The organism is Massilia brevitalea, assembly GCF_030711405.1.
GTDB lineage: Bacteria > Pseudomonadota > Gammaproteobacteria > Burkholderiales > Burkholderiaceae_D > Telluria > Telluria brevitalea.
The window spans coordinates 28479-45415 of record NZ_JAULSI010000018.1 but is presented as its reverse complement, the minus strand read 5'-3'; the positions used below and the strand labels follow the sequence as shown (position 1 = coordinate 45415).

Here is a 16937-nt window from a genome sequence, read left to right as displayed (position 1 = left end):
GCTGATTTTTTGTTTAAAACGAGTATAAGGAGCACATCGCATCACGACAAATAATGAATAATGAAGTTATCCATCAAAAATCGTGATGCATTGGGCGTGGTGCGGCCGAACGCGGCCGCACCGCCTTTACTGCCTTGCCTCGTCGCGCGCCTCGACGCCGAGCGTGCGCTTTTCTTCCTCGCCCATGCCCACATGACCGCTGCCATGGAACAGCGTGCGCCACACGCCTTTCTTCAAGTCGCTGGTGCCGAACAGCGCATCGCAGATCGGGAAGGTGAGGTTGAAGTTACGGGTCGCCATCAGCTCCGGATGGTGGTGGATGACGTGCATGCGGCGTACCGTGTTCACCAGCGGCAGGCGGTCGAGGAAAGGACTGTCGACCACGTGCGATGCCGTGTGCAGGGCCTCGTACATCAGGAAGTAGGCGGCCATGGTCGTCATCGCGATATAGCCCGCGTTGGCCGACCACAGCCAGCCCACCAGCAGCGCCGGCGGCAGCGCGGCCAGCACGAACATCACCGGCGCGAAGGGCGGGAACAGCAGGGCGCGCCATTCGCGCTGGCCGTCGTACTCCAGCGTTACGTGGGTGAAGAACTGGTGGTGCACCGCGCAGTGCCGCTTGTAGACGGCATTGAAGTACTTGCTCGGGCGGTGCAGCAGGTAGCGGTGCGCCGCCCATTCGGCCCAGTTCCCGAACAGGAAGATGGGCAGCGCGATCAGCCACTCCTGCCAGCGCACCTGCTCGAGCTGGAACAGGCACCAGGCGATCACCCCGCCCGTGAACAGCAGGGTGAAGCCGAGGTGCATCTCGCCCCGGTACCAGCTCGGGGTGGATGCCACGTAGTCGTTGCGGAAGCGGTAGGAACGTTCATGGATCTTCTGGTCTTTCGCATGCATGGCAGGGTCTCCTTTCTGCTATCCAGGCCGGCGTTCAGGCCTGCGCCGCCGGTTCGTCGAGCTTGCCGATGGTCTCGGGCACGATGAACGCGCCGATCAGGAAGATCACGCTGATCGCGCCCAGGAACAGGGCCAGCGACATCGGCACGTCGGTCGGCATCGGCGAGGCCAGCGACACGAAGGTCGGCAGCACGCCGCCAATGGCGAAGCCGATGTTCCACGAGAGGCCGGTGCCGGTGGCGCGGATCGTGGTCGGGAAGCGCTCGTTCAGGAAGATCAGGATCGGCGCGTAGCCCATGCTGCCCAGCATGCTGAAGACGATCACCAGGAAGCCCAGGGTCACGGCGTCGCTCACGCCCGACATCATGAGGGCGATCGCCGGCAGCAGGATCAGGCGCAGGATGCCGACCCAGATGAAGGTCTTCTTGCGGCCGATGAAGGTGCTCAGGTGGCCGGTGGCGATCGAGGCGACGATCACGCCGATACTGGCCAGCATCAGGATGAAGCCCGCGGTTTCGGCCGGGGTGCCGTTCACGACTTTCAGGTAGGTCGGCAGGAAGCCCGAGGTCAGGTAGTAGCCGGCGCCGCCGCCAATGGTCAGCAGCAGGTTCACCAGCAGGATGTTGCGGTACTGGCCGGTGAACAGGGTGCGCACCGGGTTCGCCATCGGCGCCGCGGCTGCCTTGCTGCGCGCCTTGGCTTCCTGCAGCTTCTTGAACATCGGCGATTCTTCGAGTTTGCCGAAGATGGTGATGCCCAGCACCGCGCTGATGATCCCGGTGAAGAACATGCAGCGCCAGCCCCATTCCTCGAACTGCTCGCCGGGGAAGGCGGCCGACAGCGCGTAGTAGGCGATCGACGCGAACAGCGCGCCCAGGCCGGCGCCGCCGCCGCCGATCAGGCCCGACACGGCTCCGCGCCAGCGCGGCGCCACCGATTCGGTGCCGATGGTGTGGGTCGCCGCGACCACGCCGCCGACGAACACGCCCTGGATCAGGCGCAGGACGATGAACAGGATCGGCGCCGCCACGCCGATGGTGGCCACCGTCGGCAGCAGGCCGAAGGCGGCGGTCGAGACGCCGACGCCGATCATCGAGGCGATCATGGCCGCCTTGCGGCCCTTGCGGTCGGCATACGACCCGAACAGGGCCGAGCCCAGTGGGCGCATCAGGAGCGTGACGCCGAACGAGGCATACACCGCCGCCAGCGACAGCATCGCATGCTCGGACGGGAAGAACAGCTTGCCGATGATCGGCGCCACGAACAGCAGGATGAAGAGGTCGTAGAGGTCGAGCGACCAGCCGACGCACGAGGCAACCACCGCCCTGAGCGTGTGGCGGTTGTTCTCCCGTTCGGACACCACGGTTTGATTGGTGAGCACAGCCATGTTTTGTCTCCTAGGTATGTGTGGCCGCGGCGCCAGCGGCGTCGCGGATACTGCGGTTACTTCCGTCCGGTGCTGCTCGCAACTTGTATTCAGCCGCTTATCGAGCCAGTGCCGGTTGCGCTTCCCGGCGCTGCGTGCGCCGTCCTGCGAGAATGGCGTCGGCGATCTTCTCGGCCATCATGATCGTGGGGATGTTGGTGTTGGCCGACGGCAGGCGCGGCATCAGCGAGGCGTCGACCACGCGCAAGCCATGTACGCCATGCACGCGGCCCTGGCTGTCGGTGACCGCAGCGCGCTCGCTCGACGGCCCCATGCGGCAGGTGCCGCTGGCATGCCAGACGCCGAACACGCTCTTGCGGATAAAGGCGTGCAGCGCGGCCTCGTCGGCCAGCAGGGCGTGCATGCGCTGGCCGCCGGTGACGAAGCGCTCGACCAGCCACTGGCGCAGCGGCGCCGGTACATCCAGTGCCGCGCCCAGCACCCGCGTCAGCAAGGCATTCCCCGGGCCGTGGCGGCTCAGGGCTTTGACGCGCGCGCTGAAGGCGGCGGGGAAGAAGTCGCCGGCGTGCCGGTGCAGTTCGCTGCCCTGGACCACGGCCGCCAGGCGGCGCACGCCGATGGCCATGCGCTGCAGGTCGCGCTCGTCGGACAGGAGATTGAGTTCGACCTCCGGCGCCGCCAGCGGATCGCGCGAGGCCAGGCGCACCTGGCCGCGCGAATACGGGCGGTTACACCACAGGAAGAACAGGCCGAGGCGGTTGCCGAGCGCATGCCAGGCGGCGCGTGTGGCGCTCGACAAATACATGTCCGAGCTGTCGCAATCGGCCAGCTCGGAGGAGAAGCGCGCCGCCGTCATGCTGGCGCGGCGGCGGCTCAGGGGCATGCGGAATTCGGGCGCCAGGAAGTGGCAGAAGGTGAGCGCAGGGTGGTCCTGCAAATTGCGGCCCACGCCGGGCAGATCGGCCACCACGCGGATGCCCAGGTTGCCGAGGGCGGCGGCGTCGCCGATGCCGGCCTGCAGCAGCAGGGCCGGCGATTGCAGGGCGCCGGCCGAGAGGATGACTTCGTTGGCGGCATAGCGCACGCGGGTGCCGGCGCCGTCGATCACGCTCACGCCGCACGCGGCGCCATTTTCGGTCAGCACGCGCTCGACGCGCATGCCGGCCAGGATCGTCAGGTTGGGACGGGCGCGGGTGATGGCGTCGAGGTAGCCGACGGCGGTGGACACGCGCTGGTCGTCGATGTTCGAGAACGCGGCCGGGAACAGGCCGTCGCCGAATTCGCCGTTCTGGTCTTCCAGGTAAGGCAGGCCGGTGCGTTTCAGGCCGTCGGCAAAGGCGTGGCAGAAGCGCGGCCAGTTGTCGGGGCCGATGCGGCGGATCGGCACCGGCCCGCTATTGCCGTGCAAGGCGCTGTGCGTCGATCCTGCGCCGAAATCGAGGTCGCGTTCGAGCTTGCGGAACCAGGGCAGCACCTCGTCCCAGCTCCAGCCGGCGGCGCCACCGGCGGCCCAGTCGTCGTAGTCGCGCGGCAGGCCGCGGTTCGCCGCCTGCACGTTGATGCTGGAGCCGCCGCCCATCACGCGGCCCTGTTCATACACCTTGAGCGGCGAGGCGGCGGTGGCTTTCGCCTTCAGTTCGGGCCAGATGAAGCGCTCGCCGCAGAACAGCGGCATCGGGTAGCTGTCGAGGATTTCGGGCGGGACCTGGCCGGGCGGGGTATCCAGCCCGGCTTCGATCAGCGCCACGCGCACGCCCGGGTCGGCCGACAAGCGGTTGGCCAGCACGCAGCCGGCCGAGCCTCCGCCCACGATGAGGTAATCGTATCGTTCCTGCGTCGTCTCCACGTGCGTCTCCTTATGTCTGTTGCAGGGTTCGTATGGCCAGATTCACCATCGCACTGCTTTTATGATTGAAGGGTAACGCAGGACGGTCATCTATTCTAATAATGTTTGCTTATGCGTAATATCAGAAAAACTGATGGTTGTTCCGCTGGCGCTACCGTCAGTTTTTTGCCGAGTCAGGCGTGGGCGAGGATGAAGCGGCCGGCCGCGTCGATGACTTGCCTGGTCTGGTCGCGGTGCGGGGAGTGGCCGCATTCGGGCAGCACCAGCAGCTCGGCCGCAGGGAGCAGGCGCGCGATGCCTTCGACCTGTTCCAGGGTGCCGTATTCGTCGCCTTCGCCCTGGATCGCCAGCAGCGGTGCGGCGATGCGCGCCACTTCACCGCGGATGTCCCAGCTGCGGAAGGCCGGGTCCAGCCAGACATCGTTCCAGCCCCAGAAGGCCGAGTCGACGTCGAGATGGTGGCGCGCCAGCCGCGCGCGCAAGGGCCCATGGACATACGCCTCGCGTGCCTGGCGGATGGCGGCGACGCCGATGTCCTCGACCAGGATGTGCGGCGCCATCACGACCACGCCGCTGACCGGTTCACGGGCCGCGTGCAGCAGGGCGATCGAGGCGCCGTCGCTGTGGCCGAACAGCCAGGGGCGCTCGACACCCAACTGCGCCAGCAAGGCCGGCAACACTTCCCAGGCTTGCTGGTGCATGAAGTCGTGCGGCAGCGGCTCGCTCAGGGGGCGCGCCGTCGAGCGGCCGTAGCCATGGCGCGAAAACACCAGGCCGCGCAAGCCGTGGGCCTGGCAGAACTGCTGCGGAAAGTCGCGCCACAGCGAGACCGAACCCAGGCCCTCGTGCAGGAAGACCACGGTCGGGTGGGCCGAGGTGGCGGCGCCGACCCAGCTGTATTCGTGGCGCACGGTGCGGCCGCGCCAGGCGATATCGGCAAAGTGGAAAGCTGGAGCAGGCGGGGTAGGCGGCATCGGGATGTGCTCAATACGAAGACGGCGCCGGCCGCGCATTGTGCGGCGGGCCGGAAAATTCTAGCACGGCAATAATTTTCCCGAATTCCATGCGGTGCGCATCACGAGACGCGAAAATCGGATACCTTGCGTAATTCGGATACCGTTCGGTATAATTCCGGCTCTTTTCAAGATTGCGCCTCCCATGTCTGCTTCATTCTCCCTGCGCGTCGGCGTCTCGGCTTGCCTGCTTGTCTTGAGCGCCTGCACGCTCGGCCCGGATTTCCAGCGCCCGGCATCCGCGCCGGCCATCGCCTCGTTCGCCGCCGCCGCGGCCCAGCCGGGCGCCGCCGTGCCCAGCCAGCCTGTCGAGCAGGCGATCGATCCATCCTGGTGGACGCTGTTCCAGGATCCGGCCCTGGTCGAACTCGAACGCGACGCCATCGCCGCCAACCTCGACCTGCAGGCCGCCGCCGTGCGCGTGGCGCAAAGCCGCGCTGCGCTGCAGGTGAGCGGCGCCGCGCTGCTGCCGCGCGTGGACGCGGGCGCTTCCTACGCCCGCCAGCGCGCCAGCAGCAAGGGCACGAATGCCCTCAGCGGCGCTACCGACCAGCATGCCTTCAGCCTGTCCCAGGCCGGCTTCGACGCCAGCTGGGAGCTCGATCTGTGGGGCCGCGCACGGCGCCTGCAGGAGGCCAGCGCGGCCCAGGTCGACGCGGCCGGCTACGATGCGGCTGCGATGCGCGTCTCGCTGACGGCCGAAGTCGCGCGCGTCTACCTGGAGCTGCGCGGTGTGCAGAACGATGTACGCGTGGCGCGCTCGAACAGCGAACTCGCAGCCAAGAGCCTGCACGTGGCTGAGCGCCGCCGCGCCCAGGGCGTGGCCACCGAGTTCGACACCTCGGTCGCGCGCGCCCAGCTGGCCAGCTTCGAAGCAGCGATCCCCGAACTTGAACAGCGCGGCGCCGCCCTCGGCAATGCGCTGGCCCTGCTGCTGGCGAAGCCGCCGCGCGCCCTCGACGCCCAGCTGGCAAGCGCCGCCGAACTGCCCGGCCTGCCGGCCCGGGTGCCGGTCGGCCTGCCGTCCGAGCTGGCGCGCCGCCGCCCCGACATCCTGCGCGCCGAAGCCCAGCTGCATGCGGCCACGGCGCAGATCGGCGCGGCCCAGGCCGACTTTTACCCGAGCATCAGCTTGAGCGGCAGCGTCGGCGCCCAGGCGCTGGCCTTCTCGCAGCTGGGCGACTGGGGCGCGCGCCAGTTCGCCATCGGTCCGGCCCTGCACCTCCCGATTTTCGAAGGCGGACGCCTGAAGGGCAACCTGGCACTGACGGAAGCACGCCAGCAGGAAGCGGCGATCAGTTACCAGAAGACCGTGCTCGGCGCCTGGCACGAAGTCGACAACGCCTTGTCCGCCTACCGCCGGGTACAGGGGCGCGCCGCGCAACTCGACGTGGCCGTGCTGGAAAACCGGCGCGCCTTGACCCACGCCGAACGCCGCTACGCGCAGGGCGCGGCCGACTATCTCACCGTGCTGGTCACACAGCAGCGCCTGCTCGACAGCGAGAACGCCGCCTCGCGCGGCCGCACCGACACGGCCCTGGCCATGGTGGCGCTGTACAAGGCGCTCGGCGGCGGCTGGGAAAGCGACGCGCCATGACGCACGACTGGACGCCTTCCGCCGAATCGGACCTGCCGCTCTGGGTGCGCGATCTCGACGACGATACCTACGGGGTACACCACCGCCGCCTGTGCGTGTGGGCCGACGAATTCGACGGCAGCTGGCACTGGGAAATCCAGACCTGGGACGCCGATGGCGTGGCCGGGCAGGGCGTCGCCGCCAGCCGCGACGCGGCCATGACGCAGGCCGATGCCGCCGCCAAGGGCGGGGATAAGCCATGACGACGCACGCGCTCCCCCTGCCTGGCGCGCCGGCCGCCTCGGCGCCGCCGGCACCCGCGATTCACCCGTTCGGCCTGCGCCTGCTCACCGGCGTGCTCGGCGTCTTCGTCGCCGCCATGATGTCCGGCCTGAACAGCCGCATCGGCGGCCTGGCGCTGGCCGACATCCGCACCGCCTTCGGCATGGGCGTCGACGACGGCAGCTGGATCAACAGCCTGTACGCCGCCTTCGAACTCGCGGCGATGCCGTTCTCGGCCTGGTTCGCCGTCACGTTCTCCTTCCGCCGCTATCACCTGGCGGTGGTGGCGGTCTTTGCGCTACTCGGTATCCTGACGCCGCTGGCGCCGAACGTCACAAGCCTGCTGGTGCTGCGCTGCCTGCAAGGCCTGTTCGGCGGCCTCTTGATTCCGGTGCTGATGGCCGCGGCGCTGCGCTTCTTCCCGCTGCCGCTGCGCCTCTACGGCCTGGCGCTGTATGCGATGACCGCCACCTTTGCGCCGAACGTGGCCACCTGGCTGTCCGGCGCCTGGACCGACGGCCTGCACATCTGGCAGCTGCTGTTCTGGCAGACCATTCCGCTGGCGCTGTTTGCGCTGGGCGCGGTGGCCTGGGGCATTCCGCAAGACCCGGTGCGCCTGGAGCGCTTCAGGCAGATCGACTGGATGGGCTTGGTCACCGGCTTCATCGGCCTGGTCATGCTCGGCATCGGCCTGACCCAGGGCGAGCGCCTGGACTGGTTCAACAATCCGCTGGTGTGCTGGCTGTTCGGCGCCGGCGGCGGCTTGTTCGCCATCTTCCTGCTGTGCGAGTGGTTCCACCCCATGCCCTTCATTAAGCTGCAGCTGCTGCACCGCCGTAACCTGGGCCTGGGCTTCGCCATCTTCGTCGGCCTGCTGGTGGTGCTGCTCTCAGGCTCGCTGCTGCCGGCGAACTACCTCGGCCACGCCTGGCATTTCCGCACGCCGCAGCTGGCCGTGATCGGCCTCGAAGTCGGACTGCCGCAGTTCGTGCTGGGGCCCGCCGTGTCCTGGCTGCTGTACAAGAAGTGGATCGATGCGCGCCATGTGTTTGCCGCCGGCCTGGTGCTGATCGCGCTGTCCTGCCTGGCCGGTTCGCGCGTCACCCCCAACTGGATGGCCGACCAGTTCGTGCTGGCCCAGGCGCTGCAAGCCTTCGGCCAGCCGATGGCGGTGATCGCGCTGCTGTTCCTGGCCACCAGCTTGGTGCAGCCGATGGAAGGGCCGCAGGTCTCGGGCATCGTGAACGCCCTGCGCGTGCTGGGCACCCTGATCGGCAGTGCGCTGGTTGGCCGCCTGCTGGCCGTGCGCGAAGCGATGCACGCCAACGTGCTGCTGGATACCGCCGCGAATGCGCGCCGCCTGGCCGGCGCGCTGGACCCCGCGCAGCTGGGCGAAGTGGCGCAGCGTGTCTCGCACCAGGCCTTCGTGCTGGCGATCGGCGACAGCTACCTCGTGCTCGGGGTGCTGGCGCTGGCGCTGGTGCCCTTCGTGCTCATGCTCCAGTACATCCCAGCGCCGCAACTGCCGGCCAAATAACATTCAATAACACCGCATCATCAAGGATCAGCATGTCGCTTCCCACCCCCGCAAAAATCACCGTCGCCGTGCTGCTCGCCGCAGTCCTCGCCGGCAGCGCCTACTCATACAGCCATGGCGAAGGCCACGGCGCGCGCCAGAGCACCGACGACGCCTACGTCACCGCCGACTTCACCCTGGTCGCACCGAAAGTCGCCGGCAACGTGCTCGAGGTCCTGGTCGAAGACCACCAGGCCGTCAAGAAGGGCCAGCTGCTGGCCCGGATCGACGACCGCGACTACGCCGTCGCCATCGACATGGCAAAGGCCGACCTGGCCCAGGCCGAAGCCGACCTGTCGCGCCTGCGCGCCACCGTTGCCCAGCAGGGCAGCGCCATCGAGCGTGCCGGCGCCGCCGTCTCGGCCGACGAGGCCACGTTGAAATTCGCGCGCGCCAACGAAGCGCGCTACCGCGACTTGTCCTCGGACGGTTCGGCCACGCTGCAGGACCGCCAGCAGGCCGAGTCCCAGGCCCAGGCCGCGGCGGCCCAGCACAAGGCCGACAGCGCCGCACTGATGGGAGCGCGCCAGCAGACCGCCATCCTGCGCGCCCAGGTCGAGCAGGGCGAGGCGCAGGTGGCGCGCAGCAAGGCGGCACTCGAAGCGGCCGAACTGCACCTGTCGTACACGAAGATCGTCGCTCCGATCGACGGCGTGGTCGGCCAGCGCAGCGTGCGCGTAGGCGCCTATGCCCAGGTAGGTGCGGCCATGCTGGCCATCGTGCCGTTGCAGTCGGCCTATGTGGAAGCGAACTTCCGCGAGACCCAGCTGGCGCGCATGCGCGTCGGCCAGCGCGTCGACATCGCGGTCGACATGCTGCCCGGGACCACGCTGCATGGCCACGTGGCCAGCCTGGCGCCGGCCAGCAGTGTTTCCTTTTCTCCGATTGCACCGGATAATGCGACCGGCAATTTCACGAAAGTGGTGCAGCGCCTGCCGGTGAAGATCGTCATCGATCCGGGCCAGGACGCCGCGCGCCTGCTGAAGGTCGGCATGTCGGTGACCCCGACCGTGGCGCTGGAAGGCTGACCCGCACCCCCACTCAACCAACCCGAGAACGATGAACCAACGCGACGCCACGAAGGACATCACAGCGCCCAGCCGGCCAACGCGCCTGACGCGCGAGCAGAGCCGCGCCCAGACCCGCGAACGCCTGCTGGCCTCGGCCGCCGTCGTGTTCGCGCGCGAAGGCTACGCCGGCGCCTCGGTCGACCGCATCGCCGAGGAAGCCGGTTATTCGAAGGGCGCGCTGTACTCCAACTTCGCCTCCAAGGACGAACTCTTCTTCGAGCTGTTCGACTACTACGCCGGCGGCCAGGCCGATGAACTGTGCCGGCGCCTGGATGCGGTCGCGGATGCCGAGGAAGCGATCGCCACCGTCTGCACCTGGGCGAATGGCCTGCAGCACGAGCCCGACCTGCGCCTGCTGGTGCTGGACCTGACGCGCCTGGTACGCAACCACACGGTCCTGTTCGAGCGCCATACGCGCCTGTTCGACGAGCAGTGGAAGGCAGTCGGTTCGCGCCTGGCGAAGATCTTCCCGGACGGCCGCTCGCCGGTGGCGCCGCTGGTGCTGGGCGCGCTGGTGATGGAGCTCACCTATGGGAATGCGATGCAGCTGCATGCCGAACTGCGCGCCGGCGACTTGATCGGCCTGGCCCTGCGCGCACTGCACGACGCCCACCGCGCCTCTACCTGACTTCGTTGGAACCCCGCATGCTCCTGAAAACCGCCTTGCTGTTCGTCGCCACCGCGCTCGCCGAAATCGTCGGCTGCTTCTTGCCCTACCTGTGGCTGCGCAAGGGTGGGTCGATCTGGCTGCTGCTGCCGGCTGCGGCCAGCCTGGTGCTGTTCGTCTGGCTGCTGACCCTGCATCCGGCGGCGAGCGGACGCGTGTATGCGGCCTATGGCGGCGTGTACGTGGCCACGGCGCTGGTGTGGCTGCGCTTCGTCGACGGCGTCCGGCTGTCGACGCTGGACTGGGCCGGCGCGGCGATCGCCTTGTGCGGCATGGCGATCATCGTATCCGGTTGGTCCCAGGAGTAATCACTGCGTAGTGATTTAAAGCAACGTATCTTTCTGTACACACATAGGTTGTACCCGGGATTCGGAATTGTTAAGGTCGTGCCTCACCATCTTTTTAGCTTCCTGCACAGTCCTATGCGTACGAAAATTGCCCTCGCTGCCGCCTCCCTCATCCTGGCTGGCACTGCCCACGCCAGCCTGCTGACCAACGGCGGCGCCGAAACCGGCACCCTCGAAGGCTGGACCGTCGGCGGCGACTCCGAACCGCGTGTCGACGACGGCAGCTTCGACAAAGGCATCGATCCGCTCAGCGGCAACTACATGTTCCTGGGCGGGCGCGGCGAATTCGGCTCGCTGACCCAGAATGTGCTGCTGGGCGGGGCCGCGGCCAACCGCCGCGCGCAGGTGTCGTTCTGGCAGCAGGGCCTGGAGCAGGGCACCCCGAGCGACAACGGCTACGTGTCGCTGACCTGGCGCGACCTGAACGGCAGCATCGTCGGTACCGCGGCCACCAGCACGCTCGACTCGCACTACGGCGCCTGGCAGCAGTACCAGGGCTGGTTCGATGTGCCGGCCTCGGCCTTCTCGGTCGACTACACGATGCATTTCGTGCGCAACTTCGGCTTGGACCTCGACAACTTCTTCGACGACAACGCGCTGGACATCTTCAAGGTGCCGGAACCGGGCACCCTGGCACTTAGCCTGCTCGGCGTGGCCGCCATCGCCTCGGCGCGCCGCCGCCGCCGGGCCTGATCGGCAAGACCCGGCAGTTTGCCGGGATATGATGTTGAACGGCGGCCCGGTGCCGCCGTTTTCGCATCTGGAGACAGGAAAGCCATAAAAATGCATGTGCTCTCTTTTATTGATAGTGAGTTCTCATTATAATTAGTGCCAAGCCGCTCCCGGCATCATAAGAACTCACCGGATAAGGAACCGCACCATGCACGTCCTCGCCTGCCAACACACGCCGCTCACGCTCGCCATCCTGCTCGCCTTCAGCGCCTCCGCCGCGCATGCCCAAACCGCGCCTGCCACGGAATCCTCGCGCCTGGCGGGCGATCCGGACAGCATTCCGACCGTCGTGATCTCGGCCAGCGCCCTGGGCCTGCTGAGCGACGACATGGTCACCCCGGTGACCTCGCTCGGCGGCAGCGAACTGGTGCGCGCCCGCGAATCGACGCTGGGCGAAACCCTGGCCGGCCAGCCGGGCATTACCTCCAGCCATTTCGGCGCCGGCGCCAGCCGTCCGATCATCCGCGGCATGGACGGCCCGCGCGTGAAGATCCTGTCCGACGGCGCCGAAATCCAGGACGCCTCGACCATCAGCCCCGACCACGCGGTCGGCTTCGAGCCGGTGCTGGCCGAGCGCATCGAAGTGCTGCGCGGCCCGTCGGCGCTGGCCTATGGCGGCGGGGCGGTGGGCGGCGTGGTGAATATCCTCGACCGCAAGATCCCGACCGCGATGCCGGAAAAACCGCTCGAGGGCAGCGTCGAACTGCGCGCCAATTCGGTGGCGCGCGAAAAGACCAGCGCCTTCGAGTTCACCGGCGGCTCGGGCAACCTGGCCGTCCACGCCGAGGGCGTGCTGCGCGACGCCGATGCCTACAAGGTCGGCAGCGGCTGGGAAGGCGGCGGCCGCGTGGCCGGCAGCTACAAGGAAACCGAGACGGGCAGTGTCGGTTTGTCCTGGATCGGCGAACGCGGCTTCATCGGCGCGGCCTACACCAAGGAGCGCAACGAATACGGCATCCCGGGCCACAACCACGCCTCCGAGTCCTGCCACCCGCACGGCGACCACCTGCACTGCGGCGGCCACGACGAGCACGAGCACGAGGGCGAGGAAGGCCACGACGACCACGACCATGAGCACGAGCATGGCACGGAGGACGTCCCGGTCGTGAAGCTCGACAGCGAGCGCTGGGACATCCGCGGCGAGTACCGCGAACCGCTGGCCGGCTTCAGCAAGCTGCGCCTGCGCGCCTCGATCACCGACTACCGGCACGACGAGCTGGAAGACGGCATCGTGGCCACCAGCTTCAAGAACAAGGCGCACGACGGCCGCCTCGAACTCGAACACAAGCCAGTGAAAGGCTGGCGCGGCGTGCTCGGCCTGCAGACCGGCAAGCGCGATTTCGCCGCGTCGGGCGAGGAAGCCTATGTGCCATCCACCGTCACCAAGAAGCACGCGGTGTTCCTGACCGAGGAATACAAGCTGGGCGACTGGCGTTTCGAAGCGGCGGCGCGCCACGAGTGGCAAGACATTGAGGTGGATTCGGCTACCCAACGCGACACCAGCGCCCGCGGCACCTCGGTAGCGGCGGGTGCGGTCTGGAAGTTCAGTCCGGAGTACTCGCTGCGCGCCTCGGTCTCGCGCAGCCACCGCCTGCCGACCGCCGAGGAGCTGTACGCCGACGGCGCCCACCTGGCCACCAGCACCTGGGAGCTCGGCAACGAGAACCTGACCAAGGAGACCTCGAACAACGTCGACCTCACGCTGCGCAAGTACGCCGGTGCGACCACTTTCTCGCTGAGCGCCTTCCACAACCGCGTGAACAACTATATCTACGCGAATACGCTCGACAACATTGATGGCTTCCAGCTGATCGAGTACGCCCAGCGCGACGCCACCTTCACCGGCCTGGAAGGCGAGGTGCGGCGCAAGCTCGGCGCCAACCTCGACGCCACCCTGTTCGGCGACATGGTGCGCGCCCGCTTCGAGGACGGCGCCAACCGCAACCTGCCGCGCATCGCGCCCTACCGCGTCGGCGCCAGGCTCGACGCCAGCTGGCAGCGCTGGCACGGCCTGGTCGAACTGGTGCACGTCGGCAGCCAGGACAACGTGGCGCAGTTCGAAAGCGCGACGAGCGGCTACAACATGCTGAACCTGGGGACGCACTACAGTACCCGCATCGGCGGCGTGCCGGCCCAGCTCTACGCCCGCATCAACAACGCGACGAACGAGCTGGACTTCAGCCACACCTCGTTCATCAAGAACGCGGCGCCGCTGGCCGGCCGCAACCTGACGGCGGGGCTGCGCCTGGTCTTTTAAGCCCTGGAGCAGGCGCATGCCTGCCTGCCGGCCCGGCGCATCCGTGTGGGTGCGCCGGGCATGTTTTCTGGAATAGCGAATGAAGAAACTGATCAAACTGGGCGACTACGCCGGCATCGCCGCCTCGGCCCTGTGCCTGGTCCATTGCGTGGCCGGGCCGCTGCTGGTGCTGGCCTTTCCGGTGCTGGGGCTGGGCGGCCAGCACCATGCCTTCCACGACCTGCTGCTGGCGGCGGTGACGGTGCCGGTGCTGCTGGCCTTATTGCCGGGCTACCTCGCGCACCGGGATCCCTTCGTGCTGCCGGTGGGGCTGCTGGGACTGGCGTGCTTCCTGGCGGCGGTGTTCTTTGCCGGGCCGCGCTACGGGCAGGGCGCGGAGACTGCGCTGGCGATCGTCAGCAGCGTGCTGCTGGTGTCGGCGCATTTGCGCAATCATCGCGGGTGCAAGCGCTGTGTTGCGGCTGGGGGAGATGGGAAGGCTGCGCACTGATCGTTGAACGCGTGGGCACAGGGCACCCACGCGTTCCAACATTGAGACTCAACGGCAAGTGCTGCACAAGCCATACAAGGTCAACTCGTGCGACTCCAGCACGAACCCCTGTGGCGTAAGCTTCTTCATGTCGCCCGGACAGGCATGCACCTCGTACACCTTGTCGCAGGCGCGGCAGTGGAAGTGGTGGTGGTGTTCGTGTCCCGCGATCTCGTAGCGGTCACCGCCGCCGGGCAGCGACACGGCCGCGATGTCGCCCGCTTCCAGCATCGCCTTGATGTTGCGGTAGATGGTGGCCATGCCGATGCCCGGCACGGCGCCTTGCGCGTGCTCCAGGAGTTCCTGCGGTGACAGCGGACGGCCGGCGGCGGCCATCACTTCCTGGATGGCCTTGCGCTGACGCGTATTTCTTTCCATGTAATCGATCCTTCAACGGCCGGGGCGGCACGGGCAATCCGCTATTATCGCGCGATTCCAGCGGCAATGCTGCTGCCCACGGCTTTATTCCGTCGACGCCGCCGGCAGCGGCGCCCAGCCCATGTCCTTGAAGAACTCCTGCGCCAGGCGCTGGTAACCGGGCACCGTGAAGTGGATCAGGTCCTTGGCCATCAGCGCCGGCGACTGGCGTGCCCACTCGTAGGCCTTGCCCTGGCCGCCCATCGCGTCCTGCATGCTCCAGGCGCTGCAGCCGGCGGCCTGGGCCACCTCGGCCTGCACGCGGTTGATGTCGGCATGGATGCGCGAGTACTGCAGCAGGTCGATCTGCGCCGCGCGCTTTTTGCTCGCCTTGGCCTGCGCTGCGCGCTCCTTGCGCGTCTTCGCCTTGCGGATGTTCGCCGAGTGCGGCACCAGCACGCCGCGGTCGCCCGGGCCCACCAGCACGCAGGCGGCCGACGGGAACACGGCCTTCATGTTGGCCACCGAGTCGGCCAGGGTCTTGCGGTAGGCCGCCAGGTCGAAGGGTTTGACGTTGCCTTCGTTGGTGCCGAATTCGAGGATCACCAGCTGGTACTGGTCTCGCGTGAACCAGCTGGCCAGGTAGTCCTGGTCCGTCGCCTTCCAGCCGGCCACGGTGGCGCCGGGGTAGCCGAAGACGTCCATGCCGAAGGGCGCCGGCCCTTGCGGCAGCAGTTCCAGGCCATGGAAACGCAGGCGCCCGTCGAGCAGGCGCAGCCTGACCTGGGAGATCGGCAGGTCCGCCATCAGCTCCAGCGCTGCCGGGCCGGCGGCGCCGGACAGCGTGATTTCCTGCTCGGCGCCGCCGTCGACGCTGATGCCGACCACCAGCGGCGCATCGAGCTGCTGGTAGAGGATGCGCACGCGCTCGTAGCCGGGCGACTGCGCCGTCTTGCGCAGGTCCCAGGCCAGGCTGGCGCCGGGCTGCTCGGCCAACATGTTGGCCAGGCCGGGGCCAGGCGCGGCCGCGCTGTCGCCGCCCACGTAGTTCGGTTCGTATTTCCACTGCGCGCTCACGCAGGAGCGCAGCAGCGGCAGGCGTACGCCGGGGCGGTTCATGGTGGCGGGGATCAGGGTGTTGGTCACGCCGGCGGGCGCCTTCAGCTGGCGCAGCAGCTCTTCGGTGAAGAAGTTCGCGGCCAGGTGGCTGTCGCCCCAGATGCCGATGCGGTAGGGGCCCGGCCCCGGTTTCGTCGACGGCGCCGGAGGCCGGGGCACGGCCGGACCCGAGGCCATGGTCACGTCGGCGTTCGGCGACATGCTCAGCACCGTCTCAAGAGTCGGCACTTCCAGCGGATCGGGGTTCGGCGCCGCCGGCCGGCGCGTTACCGGCGCCGCCTTTTCGCATTCGAGCGGGGCGGGGTCGGGCCGGGCCTGGACCAGCAGCTGGCGGATGGCCGGGGAGGCCGGCTGGGCGGCGCTCAGGGACGGCAGCGCGGCGGCCGCGAACAACATCAGGAACAAGGGTCTGCGCATGCGCTCTCCGTAGCGCCGCCGCGGCGGCAAAATCACATCAATCAAACTCAGTCGGCCGGCACCCGGCGCCCGGCGGCCACCCCGTTCAGGCGGCGCTGCTCGGCGCGCACCTTGTCGATGTAGGCGCCGCTCGAGGCGCCGCCGCCGAAGTAGAAGCGCAAGGCCTCGTCTTCCGACCCGCCCTTCAGCTTCACGCAGTCGCGCAGGATTTCGGCGCCGACCTTCAGGCTGACGATGGGATCGATGAAGCTCGACTTGCCGCCGAATTTCTCGTAGCGCTTGGCGTGGATCACCGGCATCACCTGCATCAGCCCCTGGGCCCCGGCTTCGCTCTGGATATAGGGGTGGAAGTTCGATTCGATCGCCATCACCGCGATGAGCAGGTTGGGCGACAGTTTATACGTCTTCGACAGCTTGTCGGCCTCGACGATCAGGATCTCGAGCATGGCCGGCGACACCCGGTACTTGGCGCCCAGCCACTGGGCCATCGCGGCCTGGGACTTGCTGACCTTGACCGGTTTCGGTGCGGCCGGCGCGGCAGGAGCGACAGCGGCGACGGGCGCCTGCGCGCTTGCGGCCGAGGCGGGCGCCGTTGCGGCGGAGGCCGGCACAGGCGCCGGCGCCATGGCCGCCGTGGTAGCCGAGGGTGACGATGCAACCGGCGCGGCCGGCTGCGCCGCGGCGGTTTCCTGCGCCGGAACCTGGGCGGCCGGCTGCGTCACTGCCTGCCCGCGTCCCAGCCATTGGCCGAGGCGCTCCGGATAGACAAACGCATACACGACGATCGCCACGGCGAGGATGCCGAGCACCCGCACCAGCGTTAATACACTACGTAAAGCCCTCATGGGTCTCCTTTTCCGGGCTG

The 16937-nt window shown here is 68.0% G+C and carries 16 protein-coding genes; 9 read left to right on the top strand and 7 right to left on the bottom strand.

Translation table 11 applies throughout. The annotated features are described in order from the left end of the window. Positions 1-126: 126 nt before the first annotated feature. The 4 genes from QWL29_RS13135 to QWL29_RS13120 form a co-directional block, all read right to left on the bottom strand. On the bottom strand, positions 127-897 hold the full coding sequence (locus QWL29_RS13135; RefSeq protein WP_305823338.1) for a sterol desaturase family protein: 771 nt from the start codon (positions 895-897) through the stop codon (positions 127-129). A gap of 34 nt (positions 898-931) precedes the next feature. Beyond that, entirely contained in the window at positions 932-2284 is a 1353-nt protein-coding gene (locus tag QWL29_RS13130) for an MFS transporter (protein ID WP_305823337.1), read from the bottom strand. A 97-nt stretch (positions 2285-2381) separates the two neighbouring features. Next, the gene (locus QWL29_RS13125) at positions 2382-4130 is read right to left on the bottom strand and encodes a GMC family oxidoreductase (RefSeq protein WP_305823336.1); all 1749 of its coding nucleotides are present in this window, start codon (positions 4128-4130) and stop codon (positions 2382-2384) included. A gap of 173 nt (positions 4131-4303) precedes the next feature. Beyond that, entirely contained in the window at positions 4304-5104 is an 801-nt protein-coding gene (locus QWL29_RS13120) for an alpha/beta fold hydrolase (RefSeq protein WP_305823335.1), read from the bottom strand. 184 nt (positions 5105-5288) lie between these two features. Between QWL29_RS13120 and QWL29_RS13115 the strand changes: the two genes are divergently transcribed. From QWL29_RS13115 to QWL29_RS13075, 9 genes are all read left to right on the top strand, one after another. Continuing rightward, a complete protein-coding gene (locus QWL29_RS13115) occupies positions 5289-6740 on the top strand; it encodes an efflux transporter outer membrane subunit (RefSeq protein ID WP_305823334.1) in 1452 nt (483 codons plus the stop codon). Continuing rightward, positions 6737-6982 carry a hypothetical protein gene (locus QWL29_RS13110; protein ID WP_305823333.1) on the top strand — a complete coding sequence of 82 codons (246 nt, stop codon included), beginning with the start codon at positions 6737-6739 and terminating at the stop codon, positions 6980-6982. Before QWL29_RS13115 ends, QWL29_RS13110 begins: the two co-directional genes overlap by 4 nt. Then, positions 6979-8538 (top strand): MFS transporter, encoded by a 1560-nt coding sequence (locus QWL29_RS13105; RefSeq protein WP_305823332.1) that lies wholly within the window; start codon positions 6979-6981, stop codon positions 8536-8538. Before QWL29_RS13110 ends, QWL29_RS13105 begins: the two co-directional genes overlap by 4 nt. A 32-nt stretch (positions 8539-8570) precedes the next feature. Further along, on the top strand, positions 8571-9605 hold the full coding sequence (locus tag QWL29_RS13100) for an HlyD family secretion protein (protein WP_305823331.1): 1035 nt from the start codon (positions 8571-8573) through the stop codon (positions 9603-9605). Positions 9606-9636: 31 nt separating this feature from the next. Beyond that, a complete protein-coding gene (locus QWL29_RS13095) occupies positions 9637-10275 on the top strand; it encodes a TetR/AcrR family transcriptional regulator (protein WP_305823330.1) in 639 nt (212 codons plus the stop codon). 17 nt (positions 10276-10292) lie between these two features. Then, positions 10293-10622, top strand: a complete 330-nt coding sequence (locus QWL29_RS13090; protein WP_305823329.1) for a YnfA family protein — start codon at positions 10293-10295, stop codon at positions 10620-10622. Between the two features lie 114 nt (positions 10623-10736). Further along, the gene (locus QWL29_RS13085; RefSeq protein ID WP_305823328.1) at positions 10737-11354 is read left to right on the top strand and encodes a PEP-CTERM sorting domain-containing protein; all 618 of its coding nucleotides are present in this window, start codon (positions 10737-10739) and stop codon (positions 11352-11354) included. Between the two features lie 187 nt (positions 11355-11541). Next, entirely contained in the window at positions 11542-13650 is a 2109-nt protein-coding gene (locus QWL29_RS13080) for a TonB-dependent receptor domain-containing protein (protein WP_305823327.1), read from the top strand. Positions 13651-13729: 79 nt separating this feature from the next. Continuing rightward, positions 13730-14140 (top strand): MerC domain-containing protein, encoded by a 411-nt coding sequence (locus QWL29_RS13075; protein ID WP_305823326.1) that lies wholly within the window; start codon positions 13730-13732, stop codon positions 14138-14140. A gap of 48 nt (positions 14141-14188) precedes the next feature. Here QWL29_RS13075 and QWL29_RS13070 read toward each other — a convergent pair whose 3' ends face one another. From QWL29_RS13070 to QWL29_RS13060, 3 genes are all read right to left on the bottom strand, one after another. Next, entirely contained in the window at positions 14189-14557 is a 369-nt protein-coding gene (locus QWL29_RS13070) for a Fur family transcriptional regulator (protein ID WP_305823325.1), read from the bottom strand. A gap of 84 nt (positions 14558-14641) precedes the next feature. Beyond that, complete coding sequence (locus tag QWL29_RS13065; protein WP_305823324.1) at positions 14642-16072, bottom strand: SGNH/GDSL hydrolase family protein; 1431 nt, start codon at positions 16070-16072, stop codon at positions 14642-14644. Positions 16073-16119: 47 nt separating this feature from the next. Continuing rightward, on the bottom strand, positions 16120-16917 hold the full coding sequence (locus QWL29_RS13060; RefSeq protein WP_305823323.1) for a transglycosylase SLT domain-containing protein: 798 nt from the start codon (positions 16915-16917) through the stop codon (positions 16120-16122). Positions 16918-16937: the final 20 nt, after the last annotated feature.